Raw genomic sequence first — 14,382 nt, 5'->3', positions numbered from 1 at the left:
CTCTCTTTTAAAGGATTATGCTTTTGGGTGATTTTCACAGAGGTATACTTTGAGTGATTTTCACATAAATTTGCTTTGAGTGGCTTTATAAAAGGAGACAGCTGTTTGACCCGGCTGTCTCCTTCTTGATTTAACTGATTTTTAGTTGTTTAGTTTTGGGTTTCCGAGATATACGCGGCTGCTTCACGGCCTGCAATTCTACCGCTGCCAAATGCATACATCATGGTTGTGCCGCAAATATCATAGTAGGGTTTATGGAACATGCTGCCACCATCGATTCCGGCTACATACAACCCGGGAACAGGCGCATTTTTCGCATCTACTGCTTCCAGCTTTTCGTTAACCTTGACACCACCCAGTGTGCTGAAAACACCCGGCATAAATTTAACAGCGTAGAAAGGGCCTTCTTCAATCTCAACTAAGTACACGTCTCGTTTGAAGAGATCTGTGTCTTCTTTAGCAACCACCAGTTCACTGTAACGGTCAACTGTTTTTTCAAGATTATGAAGGCTTGTCATCTGCTGTAGTTCGGCAATGCTGTCTGCTTTCCAAACGTACCCGTTCTCCATGCCAAATGCCATTTCCCGCTCAAGGTCGGCAAGGGGTTCGTTGGCACCTGCAAACATGGGTGGAACGCCAGAGGTCGAGCCGTAGAAGCTCAACTTTTCAAGCTGGGATGTCTGTCGCTTGGCTTCTTCTTCCGGCAGTAGTCCTTTAAGACCGTTACTCACAAGTGTCTCGAGGGTTTCCTGATCGAAGATCACATAGTAAGCACCCATTGAAGCGCTGGCGGCACCGCCCTGATTGAGGGGTTGCTCTCGGAACAAACCCTCATTGAAATACCGGTCTCCGTTGGAGTTCACAAATAAGAGGGCGGAACTGGACAACAAATTAATGTGAAAACTGGGTTCGGGAGCTATTCCAGGCGTCATGCCAATTTCTGAAACTTGAGTAAAGAGTTCATTGGCTAAAACAGCGCCTGCTTCCTGGGCCATGCGCAGACCTGCACCGTCGCTTAATGATGGTTGCATGGTAATGTACTCCGCTGTACCCGTACTTTCGAAGACCATCGCTTCATTTGCAATGGCGCCACCAGTGGCCAGCACCACTGCCTCTGCATGAATATGCACTTCTGTGCCATTCGGCTTTTCAGCAATAACACCCGCTGCTTTACCATTTTCCATGATCATTGACTTGCCTTCCGTTTCAAGCAGCAGCGTGCCACCGTTCTTTTCGAAATCTGCTATCAGAGGGTTAAACCGCTCCAGTCCGTAAGGGTATACGAGATGATAGGTGTCAAACACCTCGCCTTCCCAAATGTTGGGTGTCACAACGTTGATATCCCAGCCAAACTGTTCTGCCAGCCACTCGGCTGTATCGGCAGATTGCTCCAGTATGGTTCGCAAAAGAGGTGCATAGACTACGGCGTTTGAATATTCCATCATGTGATCATACACTTCTTTTGTCGTAAAGGTTAGGCCTGCTTCTTTTTGCATGGAACTTTCCACAGCGCCGATGCCTGCTCCATAGGCACTGATGCCCCCCGGCGTGGCTGATTTTTCAATGACGATGACTTCAATACCTGCACGTGCCGCTTCCACTGCGGCCATCATGCCGCTTCCTCCCGCTCCAACCACAACGAGTTGTGTATGATATTCTTCTGTGTCACCTGCTGTTTTTTCAACCATGGTGGAATAATCCTCCACCTTGCCGCCTGCCTGCACAATGGCATCGGCCACTGCCTCGCAAATGGCTTTGCTGGTGAGGGTTGCACCGCTCACAGCATCCACCGCCACAGACTGATGGGCCACGATTTCCAGTGGAATGCGCTCAATGGCCGGATCAGCAAGCCCGGCGGTTTCGTTATGCTCACCCACATTCACGGAAGCAATGCCGGTTTCATCAATCAGAACTTCCACATGAACCGGACCACTGTTGCCATGCCCGACAGCCTGATAGGCTCCGGGGGTTAAACTGCTTTCTGGGGCGGTGGTGGCTGCAGGTGTTTCGTTCTGCGGTGCTGCATCATTTTGCGGGGTACAGCCTGTGACAGAAAAGAGCAACATGCACACTAAAAAAATACTGAACCACTGTAAACGTTTCATAAAATCCCTCCATTTTTTTGTTTTTTTATTGTCTGTCGGACGTCCGTCCGACGAGAGGTAAAAAAAAGAAGCTGCCGTCTTGCTTTATTTTTTAATCATGTTCCAAATCATTTCAGCAGAGGCCTTGATGTAGGCTTCATTGTTGATAAACTCAGGGCATGCGATGGCATATTTACAGACATGGGTAAGTGTTTTGCCAACAAGAAAGTTTAAGAGCTCCAACGGGAGATCGTCTCTTAAAGCATTTCGCATGGCAGGTGTCACATTTTCTTCACAGAGCATATCAAACAGAAAAAGTGAATAGGCTTTCTTTTCATAGAAATACAGACTAATGTAACTATCCATAAAGCGAAGCTGTTCCGGATACGTTAACGGCCACCGAAAGGATGCATGCACAAATTCCCTGATCAGCTGTTCTGGTGGCAGTGACATGTCTAAGTGAAGAAAAGTGATTTCTTTCGCATTCTGTTTAACGATGGAGAAACAATCATGAATAAGACTGTCCTTTGACTGGTAATAATAGTAAAGCGTTCCCTTTGAAATTCCGGCTTCGGCGGCAATGGCAGAAATGCTTGCCCCCTGTATGCCCTGCGTATTAAATTGATTGATAGCGGCCTGCACTATTTTTTCCCGGTTAAGTTCCACGGTTGCCTCCCTTGTCGGACGGTCGTCCGCCCTATAGCTTTGTGAATAGACTATCAGTTTGCTATAAGTTTGTCAATATAGGATTTCATTGATGTGGAACACGGCACCTTTCAGAAAATCAAAACAGCCTCAACCCCTTCATTTACAAAGAGGCAAGGCTGCTTTCTGTCGATTGAAAAGTTGTCCTGTGGTACCTTTACCCTTCGCCGTGTCCGGCAATTTCTGCGATTTCTGCAATTCTTTCATCCAGGGTTTCTCCCAGTCCTTCAATTTCTGCTCCCAAAAATCCCCTGATCAGCAATGAAATGGCTTCCCGTTCTTCCAGCCCCCGGGACATCAGGTATTCCACCTGCTCCGGGGCAATTTTTCCCACGCTTGCTTCGTGGCTCATGCGGGCATCTGGGTGCAGTGACTGTAAACCCGGCACTGATTCAATGTAACCCCGCTCTCCCGGATCAAGAAGCATGCCGGCACAATCAACGTGTGCTTTGCACGGGGCGGCACCAATCAGCATACCTCCCTGGTTCATGATGCCACCGGTGCTGACACCCCGGTGAGCCAGCTCAGCGCTTGTATTTTCTGCATTCAGATAGACACTGCCACCCGTATCGACCACTGATCCGGGCCCAGCAATCACCACTGTCACATATTTCGCAGAGGCGCCTCTTCCATTGAGCCATGTGCGGGGATTGCTGACAACATGGCCGGCGGCACGCAGCAACACGTAGTTGCTCTCGAACCGTCCCCCTTCTTCCACAATGGTGCCCGTATGGGGATATACCATGATTTCAGGCCCCCATGAATGCACCATGGTGCTCACCAGTCTGGCATTCCTGCCAATATAATGCTCTTCCACCGCGACATGCATCCCGGAACGAACGTGATGCCGGGTCAGGCAGCCGGTGATCAGCTGCAGCTCTGCCTCTTCTTCCAGAATCACCACGTTATGAACCATTTGGGCCAGTTTGTCACTTGCCATATACATGGCCGCCTGGCAGGGCAGTGTGACCTTTACTCCTTTTTCAACATGAATGAAAAATCCCAGCGGATTTTCCTGTTTGGCGCAGCTTGCAACCGCTTCATTATCATCTTCCGGTACCGCTTTGAAAAAGTACTTTTCTCTAAGCCAATCATATTGTTTTAAGGCTGCGGCAATGGGCAGCATTTCAAACCCCTTGGAATCATTTTGCAGGCAGATGGGCTGATGATCGCGCACCACCATGGTGGCTGAACGCTTTTCACTTCCAAGAAATACCCCCGCACCCGCAAGTGCCGCTGTGTCACTCTTTCCAATGTGTGTCTCAGCGACTTTATCCGTTTGAGCATCTCTCTGAGACGCCCGGTACTGATCTAACCTCCCCATGTCCATGTGTCCATGCACCGGGTTGTTTGAAGAGTTCATTTAAATCACCTCGTTTCCATGCAGCGAACGCACGCTTCATAACCAGAGGCGCCAATAGCCTCTATGATCATGGCCGGATTTCCCGAACAACCGATCTTCCCGTCGTGCATGACATGTGCCTTATCGATGGGATACTGGTTCAGCACATGACCCCCGTGGGTGATGATCAGCCCTGCCTTTCTTTTCACCGGGTGCTTTTCATCCGGTGAGAACAGCCGATGAATCAGTTTTCCCACCAGTGAGAGTGCTTCAATGTCCACTCCCGAATCTGGTTCGTCCATCATGGAAAACGCCGGCGACATTGCCAGAAGCTGTGCCAGCTCTGCCCGCTTGATTTCTCCGCCTGAAAGCCCGTCATTGATGCTGCGGTTCAAAAACGGTTCTATTTCAGCGATTTTGGCCAGTTCTGCCATATCAGCAGGCGCCCTTGTATGTTCCAGTTCATATGCCAACAGCTTGCTCAGTGTCACTCCCTGAATGGTTGGCGGGCGCTGCATGGCAATACCGATGCCCAGCCGGGCCCGCTGGGTGACATTAAGCGCTGTGATATCCTGGCCTTTAAAGCGAATTTCACCATGGGTTACCTGATAGCCTGAATAGCCCATAATGGTCATCATCAGTGTTGTTTTTCCACTGCCATTTTGCCCTAAAAGTGCATGTACCTCCCCTTCCGGAATCGCAAGATCAAGATGATGCAACAGTTCTTTGCCCCCTGCTTCAACGCAGAGTGCTTCTATTTCAAGGATATTCGTATCGGCCGGCATGACCGTCACCTTTCCTTTCTATCGTGTTCTATCGTTTTATCGTGTTCTATCGTTTTATCGTGTTCTATCGTGTTCTTTTGTATCCCATGACAGGGGTGACACTCAGGTGCGGGGTGTTACATCTGTCATTTCAGCACTTAATGGCCCACAGCCCTTGCCACCACAGCCTCTATCTCCACAGGTTCTGAAGACACCGTGCCGCTTCCAAAAAAGGCTTTCAGTTTGTTGACGCCAACTCCATTCAGTGGATAGCTGTCGGTCACCCGCCCTTTTTCAAGGCAAACCACATGGGTGCAGCTTTTTAAGATGAGTTCCAGGTCATGGGAGATGATCAGGATGGTTTTCCCCATGCGCCGCAGCTGGGCCAGCACCGCCGCCACCTCTTTCATGTGAACGAGATCCAGCCCGCTGGTGGGCTCATCAAAAATAAGGATGTCTTTATGGGAAGCAACGGCACCGGCAATGGCCACCCGCTGCTTCTGACCACCTGAAAGAGACATGGGATGCCGTTCTTTCAGATGCAGCAGGTTCAAACTCTTTAAAATAATTTCTGCCTTTGCTTCTGGTGTTTCTGTTGCTTTTGTTATTTTTGTTGCTTCTTTCGTTTTCTGCCGCTGCATGCTCAGCAACACTTCCTCCATCACGCTTTCGGCAAATAACTGGTGGTTCACATCCTGCATCACCATGTAGCATCGTTTCAGACGTTCTCTTCCACCCCAGTGTATGCCCCCCATGGTGACCAGGCCGGAGCAGCGCTTTTCCAGGCCGCACAGGCACCGGGCAAAGGTGGATTTTCCTGCGCCATTATCCCCAATGATGGCGGTGACGCCGGTTTTAGGTATGGTTAAGTTCTCCATCCGAAGTACCGGCTCTGACGAATGATAGGCAAATTCAAAACGGGACAGGCACAGGTGGTGATTCTCCTCCGCCAAGGGGGTGCTCTCTTGCGCCTCTGTCAGCCGCTGATCTGCACCAGCCGGCTGGGCTGCTTTTAGTTCTTTCAGGCAGAGGGGGCGCATTCCCATGGTTTCCAATTCGTCGGCAGATAAGGCGCGGAACTGCCGGGCAGTGAATTCCCGCACAATACTGCCATTTTTCAGGTACACCGCCCGGTCCACCAGGTTTCGGAGGAAGGCAAGCCGGTGTTCTGCAATGATGATGGTTTTTCCCAGGGCCTTCCATTGCTCCATGAACCGCCGCAAATCTTCAATGGCAGCGGTGTCAAGATTGGATGAGGGTTCATCCAGCACAAATTTCTCCGGGTGACACGCCGTCACCGAGGCGCAGGCAATTTTCTGCTTTTCACCACCCGAGAGGTGAAACAGGCTGCGGTTCATCAGCGAATGCAGCTTAAAATCAGATACTGTTGTGTGCAGTCTGGCTTCGATAACTTCCCGGGGAAGCCCCTGGTTTTCGCAGCCAAAGGCAAGTTCGCTGGTGGTATCCACGTTGAAAAACTGAGATCGGGGATTTTGGAAAACAGAGCCCACCATTTTTGCCAGTTCATAAAGGGGCAGCTGCGAAACGGCCTGGCCGTTGATCGTCACCTCACCCTCGAGCATTCCTTCATAATAATGGGGAATCAGTCCGTTGATGAGCCGGGTCAGGGTGGTTTTTCCGCAGCCTGATGTGCCGCACAGCAGTACCACCTCTCCCCGTTCCACTTTCAGGTTAATCCCCTGCAGGCCGTTTTCCCCGTCTCCCCGGGCGTATGTGAAGGAGACATTTTTCAGCTCAATCATGGAAAAGCAAGCCTCCTTTCTTTGTTTTGCTGCCGTCTTTCTTTGCTTTGTTTTTCTGCCACCTTTAAACCGTTGTGAGAAAGCAGGCAAACGCCGCCACTGCCATGGCTGACAGCAGGGCATCCACCACACCGAACCGAAGACGGCAGATGTTGGTGCGGGCCACCGGGTTTCCCAGCCCCCGGGTAAGGGCCGATGCCGAGAGTTCTTCTCCTATTTTCACCGTTGTCATCATCATGGGAACCAGGCGATATTCCAGCATTGTCAACGGGTTTTTCAACAGTCTGATACCGCCGATGCCCCGCATGCGCATGGCATCACCAATGGCCCGGGATTCTTCCAGCACTGTTGGAAAAAACCGGAACATCACGGCAAAGGGAATCACCACCTGCCGGGGAATACGCATGCGTTCCATGGCGGCGATAAATTCGCTGACAGTGGTGGTGGACACCATATAGTACCCCAGGGCCAGGCTGGGAATGAAGCGGGTGAGAATGCCCAGCACCGCCACCAGCAGAAAGCCCCCCAGGCCGCTGACCAGGGGGAGGAGCACCTGCTCTGCCAGCAGGGCCGCCAGATAGATGAGGGCGAACCGCCCGGCCACCCGGCTGCGGCCCGACAGAAACAAGAGTGCCAGCGGCAGCAGCACAAAGACCGGCCGGATATAGGTCATGATTCCCTGGGGTGAACCGGCAATGAGAATGGTGCTTCCCGTCAGCAGCAAGAGTAATTTTGACCGGGGATCAAGGGAGAAGCGCCCCTGGGCAGGGCTGCTTTGCATCAGCTCCCGCGGCATTACACCAGCCCCGCCCTGATAAAGTGTTTTTTCAGCACCGACTTGCCCAGCAGGGCACCGAAGAGCCCTCCCAATGCCGCTGTCACTGTCAGGGCATAAAATGACCAGGCTGGGGTATAGGCCATGAGGATGTCCACATATTCCTGTCCATAGGTGGGAATCATGGCTGCAAAGTAGCTGTCCCGCATGAAATACAGGGGCAGCATGGCTCCCATGAGCCAAATACTGAAGACAGTATAGGCCAGCACTGTTTTTCCGGCGCTTTGGTAGCGGCCGGACTTAAGAATGAAATCTGCCAGCAGGCCAAAGCCGATGCCAGTGAAGATGGGCGGCCAGGACATACCTGTGAGAAACATCATGATCCCGCAGATCAGGCCGGTGATGGTGACCATGCCAAAGCGGTCCACCTTTGTCAGGTACAGCATAAAGGGAATGCCTGCCACAAAGGGGCAGATGAAGGGGATGAGCAGCATAAACACGGGAATGTACCCCAGCATGCCGCACATAAAAAACACCACAAAATAAATGGCTGTATAGACCCCGATGGTAATCAGGTCTTTGACTTCCAGCTTACGATTCATGTGCGCAACGCCTCCTGTTTATTCCAGTTGATGTTTTTTTACATTCATGATGCGCTTTATGCAATGACCCACTCTTTTGCCTGCACCATCGACCGGTACATGTGCTCATAGGTACCTTGCTGTTTCATCAGTTCATCGTGGGAACCCTTCTCCAGAATTTCGCCTTCATCAAACACGATGATTTGCTCCGCATCCTGAATGGTGTGCAACCGATGGGCTATGACCACCACGGTTTTGTTGCTGGTGAGGGTGCGGATCGCCTGTTGAATTTCAAACTCGTTGTCGGCATCCAGGGAAGCCGTGGCTTCGTCCAGCAAAATAATGGGTGCGTCTTTCAGCAGGGCACGGGCAATGGATACCCGCTGTTTTTCTCCGCCGGAAAGGGTGCTTCCCCCTTCGTGAATCACCGTGTTGTAGCCATCAGGCAGGGCCTGTATGAAGGTGTGGCAGTGAGCCAGCCGGGCTGCCCGGTACACATCTTCTTCGGTGGCACGGGGATTGCCCATGCGAATGTTTTCGTAAATGGTGTCCCGAATCAGGTAAACGTCTTGAAAAACCATGCTGATTTGCGCCATAAGGCTGTCTGGGTATACCTTGCGAATATCGGTGCCGCCGATGGTGATGCGCCCTTCCCGGGGATCCCAGAAACGGGCAATGAGGTTCATCACCGTGGATTTGCCGCTGCCGCTGGCTCCCACCAGTGCCGTCATTTCATTGCGTTTTGCTGTAAAGGAGATGTTTTTCAGTACTTCCTGATCTTCCCGGTAGGCAAAGTTGACGCCTTCAAACACAATGTCGTGATGCCGGGGCTGAAAGACGGTGGTGGTAAAGGGCATGGGTTCGGCATCCACCACTGCCAGCAGTTTATCAACGGAAAGGGTATAGTACCGGGTTTCCACATAAAGCTGGGAAAAACCCTTGCTGACGGTGGTCAGGGCCAGTGACACCACCAGAATCATCACCAGTTGCTGGGCGTCCATGCCACCGGCGGAAAAATCCAGGTAGGCCAGGTAAAGCGCCACCGGCAGTGACAGTCCGATGAGAATTTGCATGGGGGCAATGAAGGGAACCCCTGCCAGTTCCATACGGATGGACTCCACCTTCAGTTCATCCACCGACCGGCGCATTTTGGGGAACCGGTCTCCCAGCATGTGGCACGACTTGAACACTTCAATACCTGAGGCATACTCAATGATGCGGGACAGCATCTGGGCCCGGATGGTTTTGGCCTGCCTCCCCGCCGCTTTCACCCGCTTACCGGCATAATAGCCCAGGGGAATGCACGCCAGGAGCAGCGCCACCTGAATGATGCCGATGCGGGGATTCAGGTACACCATCACCAGCGCCAGATACACGCTGAGAATGGCCTGCTTGGTAATGCCGGGAATCATATGGGTAATCAGCTGTTCAAAATCCCGAAGGTCGTTGGTCATGATATTGGTCAGTTCGCCAATGTTATTCTGGTTGAAATAGCCCATGTGCAGGTTTCGAACCGTATCGCCCATGCGAATACGCAGGTCGGCGATGATTTTGGCTCCCTCCACCTGAAGACCGGTGTACCCTTTGTTCAGCACCATGAACCGAACGACGCTGGCTGTCACCATAATGACCGTGTAGTTCCGGAGTTTTTCAAAAGTCACCGTGCCGGTGACCAGATCCACCAGTGCGAAAAAGAGCATGCCATACACAAAGGCATGAAAGATGGCATCCAGCAGCACCTGGTAGACATGAGAACGATACTTGCGGTAGCTTTCGGGACTTGTTAAGCGTTGTACTTTTTTAAGCACTGCGCACACCTCCTTCACCCTTATACCACAGGGAATGATATATCTTTCTTTTCGCCATGAGCACTTCGTGGGTGCCTTGTTCGATGATGCGCCCGTGATCCAGCACCACAATCTGGTCCACATTTTTAATGGTGTAGAGACGGTGGGCGATGATGATTGCCGTACGGTTTTCCAGCAGCTTTTGCATGGCCTGCTGAATGCGGGCTTCGTTGTCGATGTCTGAATACGAAGTGATTTCATCCAGCACCACCAGGGGGGCATCTTTCAGAAACACCCGGGCAATGGAAATCCGCTGTTTTTCACCGCCGGAGAGTTTAATGCCGGTTCCTTCTCCCAGCACGGTTTCATATCCATTTTCCAGGGACATGATGAAGTCATGAATCTGGGCTTTTTGGGCGGCGGCCTCCACTTCTTCCCGGGTTTTATCCATGCCCAGCCTGATATTGTTGAAAATGGTGTCATTGAGCATGAACACATCCTGAAAGACAAAGGCCGTTTGGTCCATCAGGGTTTTCACGGGAATGTCGTCAATGGGAATACCGTCAATGGTGATGGCCCCGTGAGGTGCATCATAAAACCGTCCCAACAGAAGCCCCAGTGTGGTTTTGCCAGACCCGGAGGGGCCCACCAGTGCAACGGACGAACCGGCGGGAATCTGCAGATTCACCTGTTTCAGCACATCTTCGTTTTCATAGGCAAAGCTGAGATTGTTGATGGCGACGTTTCCCGACAACTCCGACAAGGCTCCCTGCTGTTGATCTCTCTGGGGTTCGGCTTCCAGAATTCCCCTGATCTGATTGGCCCCGGCCAGAAGCATGGACAGGTTCATTCCCAGCTCCAGCAGCTTTCTGAAGGATTGAAGAAAGACAGATGACAGCAGCAGGAACATCACATAGGCCGCGCCGCTGAGACTGCCCCGCAGGAAGAGAATGCCCCCGGCGGGAATGGTGAAGATCAGCCCGGAATCAATGAGAAGCAAGCCGACGGTATAGTAGGACATGGTGTCGTAGGTACATTTAATCCAGAACTCCAGGTATTTTTTGGTGGTTTCTGTGTACTGATGAAACGATCTTGCCGTCAGGTTAAAGGCCTTGAAAACAGCAATACCCCGAATATATTCCACAATGGTGCTATGTAGCTTTCCCTGCAGGGTGGTATATTCCCGCATCATATCTGCCCGTCCCTGATACATCAACATCTGGGACAAAAAACTGAAGATCAGCGGAATCAGCAGGAACAATGCCATGGGCCAGTGGAGTGACACCAGGTAGATGATCACCAGGAGGGGAGTCACCACCGCCTCGGCCAGGTCTGGTATTTGATGGGCGATGAACAGCTCCAGTTTTTCCACATCTTCGTCAATGGCTTTTTTAATGTGGCCGGTACTGTGTTTTCTGAAAAATCCCAGGGGCAGTTTTCCCATATGATCCATGGCCTTCACCCGAATTTCGTGGAGAATGGAAAAGGCGGCCATGTGGGAAAAGGCCAGCGAGAGAAGGAGGAAGATCATGTGCAGCACTGCCGCCAGGGCCGTCCAGGCCACCAGCCTGCCCACACCGTCGGTCTGTCCTCCGCCGCCCAAAAGGGTTTCCAGTATTTTGTAAATGAGAATGAAGGGAACCAGATTCATAAGAGCGGTCAACACACTGAAAACCACTGATGCGTACATTTTGTATTTCTGCTTGCCTGCATGGGATAAAATGAAAGACAGGTTGGATGATTTCATAAGTGTCTCCTTTCAAAACCCGATGTCACACTTTCCATTCAAGAATCGCTAAAACACCGCTCAATTGCTGCTAAACCGCCGCTCAAGCGCTGTTAAACTGCCGTCACCTTGGCGGCCGCCGGGTTTGTTGTTGTTGTTGATGCGGTCTTGATTGCACGGTTTTCCTGCTGTAAAAACACCTGCAGCTGCTGCCGGATCATCTGCCGCACCTCTTCCTGATGACTAGTCAGCAGTTCCGGGTAAGGCAGGATGTTCTGAAACAGGGTGAAACCGTTGATCATCCGGCTGATAGACCGGAGTTGCAGTTGCTGCTGCGGGTCACCCTCAATCCCCAGACGGTGGCACAGCCCCCGGAGAAAATAATCTTCCAGCTTCAGAAACACTTCCTGAATCTCGGCATCATGCACCATTTGAGACATGAAGATGGCAAAGAGCCGACGTTCTGGCGTTGTGCGGCACATTTTGTCCACAATGGCGTCCAGCATCAGTTCCATCTGCTGCTGGAAACTGATCTTTTTTTCCAGAATTTCCTGATGAATGTTGATTTCCAAATAGGTTTCATTGTGAGACCACAAAATATCGAAGAGAATATCTTTGGTGCGGCTGTAGTAATGATACATGCCCCCCTTTGACAGGCTGGTTCTGGCAATGATATCTTCCATGGTGGTTCGCTCATAACCCTTTTCCAGAAACACCTCCTTGGCTGCCAGCCAAATTTCTTTTTTACGTTCTTCACTGCTTTTGCGCGGAATATGAATCCCCTCCTCTTTCAATGCTGCCCCAACGTCAGCGACTATGACAGTGACTGCGGCTGCGGCTGTAACTGCAACTGTAACTGTACTAAACCGACGCCAACGTCGGTTTAAGGCTAAATAAAAAAGCCCTTGCCGGATCGCTTCGTGTTATTTGATAACGATTTTCATCATCATTCTATTCTTCTTCATTTTATCTGTCAATGGTTTTTTGTATTTTGATTCACCGCTATGATCTTTATCGGTTTAACGCGTTAATATTTTCGCTTAATTCGGATAATTGGCTTTTATCGACACGCGTGTTGCATTTATGCAGTTGCCCGTTTTGTAAGAAGGGCACTTTCATTCATGAAATATTCCATCTCGATTCTTTCTTTTTGCTTTCTTCTCGATAAAAGATTGAAAATTGAGTATCTTTCTTCTGGTGTTGTATTCAACCTGCTATACGGCAATTTTTTTCTCCATAAATTAATTGCACCCGATTCAAAATAATGTTGATTCAACACACAATTTTTTCATTTCGAATAATTCCGGGAATATTTTCCACTCTTTACAACTCTTTCTTTTGGGATTACTGTTGAATTGAAAAACTGTCAGAAGATTTTAACTCATTTAAAGGAGGCATCATCAATGGAATTGTTGGAAAAAGTGGTTGGGTGGTTGTGGGGCCTTCCCCTCATCGTCACAATTCTTGGCACCGGGATTTATTTCACAGTGGCAACCGGATTTTTTCAATTTCTCAAGTTTGGACACATCTGGCAGCAAACCTTCGGAAAGCTGTTGAAGCGGCATGAAGGCGAAGGGACAGACGGACTTTTATCTCCTTTTGAAGCGGTTTCCACCGCCATTGGCGGATCAGTGGGCGTAGGTAACATTGGCGGCGTAGCCACTGCCATTGCCGTTGGCGGCCCCGGCGCTGTCTTTTGGATGTGGATCGCCGCACTGGTGGGCATGGTCATTAAAATGGCGGAAGTCACCCTGGCCGTCTACTACCGCTCAAAGGATGAAGTGGGCAACCCCTACGGCGGCCCCACTTTCTACATGGAAAAAGGCCTGGGCATCGAAAAGCATTTCAAAGGCTGGCCCATTCTGGCCTTCATCTTCGGCGCCGGCATTTTTTCCACCTTTTTCATTACCATGCAAAACTACACCGTTTCCGAAGCCGTCGGAAACACCTTTGGCATTCCTCTGCTGGCGGTTTCAGTCGCCTACATTGCCCTTGTTTATCTGATCATCAGCGGCGGAATTCCCAGCCTGGGCAAGGTAGCCGGCCGGTTGGTGCCTTTCATGACAGTCTTTTATGTTCTCGCGGGCCTCTTTATCATCATTAAAGACATTGCCAACCTGCCTGGGGCGATGGCTCAAATTGTCACCGGTGCCTTCACCGGTACCGCCGCCGTGGGCGGCTTCGCCGGAGCTGCCATGGCCAGAGCCATTCAGATGGGCATGGCCAGAAGTGTCTATTCCAACGAGGCCGGCTGGGGTACTTCTCCAATGATCCATTCCACCGCCCGCACCGACCACCCGGTTCGCCAGGGACTGTGGGGAGCCTTCGAAGTGTTCGTGGATACCATCATTGTGTGTACCATCACTTCGCTGGTAATCGTTATGACCGGGGCCTGGACCTCCGGCGCTTCCGGTGCCACCCTGACCCTTTCAGCCTTTGAAATGGAAATCGGCACCCCGGGCCGTTATCTCATTGCGGTATCCGTCTTCCTCTTTGGTCTGACCACCACCACCGGCTGGTATGCTTACTACGAGATTCTGCTGCGCCACCTGTTCCGCAACAATGTGAGCGCGAAAGACAACATCCTGAAGATCTACCGCTGGACTTATCCTGTTCCCGGCATTATTATGGTGCTGTTGGCAGTATATGGCGAGCTTCCCGGGGCCACCCTCTGGTTATTTGCCGATTTAACCTCTGCCATTCCCACCTTTATCAACGTGCTGGTGATCCTCGTGCTCAGCCCCACTTTCATTCACCTGGTGAAGGATTACCGGGGGCGTCATCTGGGCGACGGGGACTTCGACCGCAACTTCAAGGTATTTTACGAGGATGACCCGGCCAAGCGCTCCTGATCC

Annotated in this window: 11 protein-coding genes; 1 reads left to right on the top strand and 10 read right to left on the bottom strand. The window is 51.1% G+C overall.

The window, feature by feature from the left end; translation table 11 throughout:
* Nucleotides 1-149: 149 nt before the first annotated feature.
* From QOL74_RS16205 to QOL74_RS16160, 10 genes are all read right to left on the bottom strand, one after another.
* Nucleotides 150-2,105 carry an FAD-dependent oxidoreductase gene (locus tag QOL74_RS16205; protein WP_283410551.1) on the bottom strand — a complete coding sequence of 652 codons (1,956 nt, stop codon included), beginning with the start codon at nt 2,103-2,105 and terminating at the stop codon, nt 150-152.
* A gap of 84 nt (nt 2,106-2,189) precedes the next feature.
* On the bottom strand, nt 2,190-2,750 hold the full coding sequence (locus QOL74_RS16200; protein ID WP_283410550.1) for a TetR/AcrR family transcriptional regulator: 561 nt from the start codon (nt 2,748-2,750) through the stop codon (nt 2,190-2,192).
* A 196-nt stretch (nt 2,751-2,946) separates the two neighbouring features.
* A complete protein-coding gene (locus QOL74_RS16195; RefSeq protein ID WP_283410549.1) occupies nt 2,947-4,152 on the bottom strand; it encodes a SufD family Fe-S cluster assembly protein in 1,206 nt (401 codons plus the stop codon).
* A 5-nt stretch (nt 4,153-4,157) separates the two neighbouring features.
* The gene (locus QOL74_RS16190) at nt 4,158-4,916 is read right to left on the bottom strand and encodes an ABC transporter ATP-binding protein (protein ID WP_283410548.1); all 759 of its coding nucleotides are present in this window, start codon (nt 4,914-4,916) and stop codon (nt 4,158-4,160) included.
* A 137-nt stretch (nt 4,917-5,053) separates the two neighbouring features.
* A complete protein-coding gene (locus QOL74_RS16185) occupies nt 5,054-6,658 on the bottom strand; it encodes an ABC transporter ATP-binding protein (RefSeq protein ID WP_283410547.1) in 1,605 nt (534 codons plus the stop codon).
* Nucleotides 6,659-6,722: 64 nt separating this feature from the next.
* On the bottom strand, nt 6,723-7,454 hold the full coding sequence (locus tag QOL74_RS16180) for an energy-coupling factor transporter transmembrane component T (protein WP_283410546.1): 732 nt from the start codon (nt 7,452-7,454) through the stop codon (nt 6,723-6,725).
* A complete protein-coding gene (locus tag QOL74_RS16175) occupies nt 7,454-8,035 on the bottom strand; it encodes an MptD family putative ECF transporter S component (protein ID WP_283410545.1) in 582 nt (193 codons plus the stop codon). Before QOL74_RS16175 ends, QOL74_RS16180 begins: the two co-directional genes overlap by 1 nt.
* 56 nt (nt 8,036-8,091) lie before the next feature.
* Entirely contained in the window at nt 8,092-9,822 is a 1,731-nt protein-coding gene (locus QOL74_RS16170) for an ABC transporter ATP-binding protein (protein WP_283410544.1), read from the bottom strand.
* A complete protein-coding gene (locus QOL74_RS16165; RefSeq protein WP_283410543.1) occupies nt 9,815-11,548 on the bottom strand; it encodes an ABC transporter ATP-binding protein in 1,734 nt (577 codons plus the stop codon). Before QOL74_RS16165 ends, QOL74_RS16170 begins: the two co-directional genes overlap by 8 nt.
* Nucleotides 11,549-11,640: 92 nt before the next feature.
* The gene (locus tag QOL74_RS16160; protein WP_283410542.1) at nt 11,641-12,321 is read right to left on the bottom strand and encodes a TetR/AcrR family transcriptional regulator; all 681 of its coding nucleotides are present in this window, start codon (nt 12,319-12,321) and stop codon (nt 11,641-11,643) included.
* A gap of 609 nt (nt 12,322-12,930) precedes the next feature.
* Here QOL74_RS16160 and QOL74_RS16155 point away from each other — a divergent pair.
* Entirely contained in the window at nt 12,931-14,379 is a 1,449-nt protein-coding gene (locus QOL74_RS16155) for an alanine/glycine:cation symporter family protein (protein ID WP_283410541.1), read from the top strand.
* Nucleotides 14,380-14,382 lie beyond the last annotated feature (3 nt).

This window comes from Anoxynatronum buryatiense (assembly GCF_900182905.1).
Lineage (GTDB): Bacteria > Bacillota > Clostridia > Peptostreptococcales > Tindalliaceae > Anoxynatronum > Anoxynatronum buryatiense.
The sequence above is the reverse complement of the archived record's forward strand: the minus strand, read 5'-3'. Positions and strand labels throughout refer to the sequence as shown.

Bases quoted from the DNA above. Each gene is read 5' to 3' on its own strand.
- QOL74_RS16205 (WP_283410551.1), bottom strand. From the start codon at position 2,105: ATGAAACGTTTACAGTGGTTCAGTATTTTTTTAGTGTGCATGTTGCTC.
- QOL74_RS16195 (WP_283410549.1), bottom strand. From the start codon at position 4,152: ATGAACTCTTCAAACAACCCGGTGCATGGACACATGGACATGGGGAGG.
- QOL74_RS16190 (WP_283410548.1), bottom strand. From the start codon at position 4,916: ATGCCGGCCGATACGAATATCCTTGAAATAGAAGCACTCTGCGTTGAA.
- QOL74_RS16185 (WP_283410547.1), bottom strand. From the start codon at position 6,658: ATGATTGAGCTGAAAAATGTCTCCTTCACATACGCCCGGGGAGACGGG.
- QOL74_RS16180 (WP_283410546.1), bottom strand. From the start codon at position 7,454: ATGCCGCGGGAGCTGATGCAAAGCAGCCCTGCCCAGGGGCGCTTCTCC.
- QOL74_RS16175 (WP_283410545.1), bottom strand. From the start codon at position 8,035: ATGAATCGTAAGCTGGAAGTCAAAGACCTGATTACCATCGGGGTCTAT.
- QOL74_RS16165 (WP_283410543.1), bottom strand. From the start codon at position 11,548: ATGAAATCATCCAACCTGTCTTTCATTTTATCCCATGCAGGCAAGCAG.
- QOL74_RS16155 (WP_283410541.1), top strand. From the start codon at position 12,931: ATGGAATTGTTGGAAAAAGTGGTTGGGTGGTTGTGGGGCCTTCCCCTC.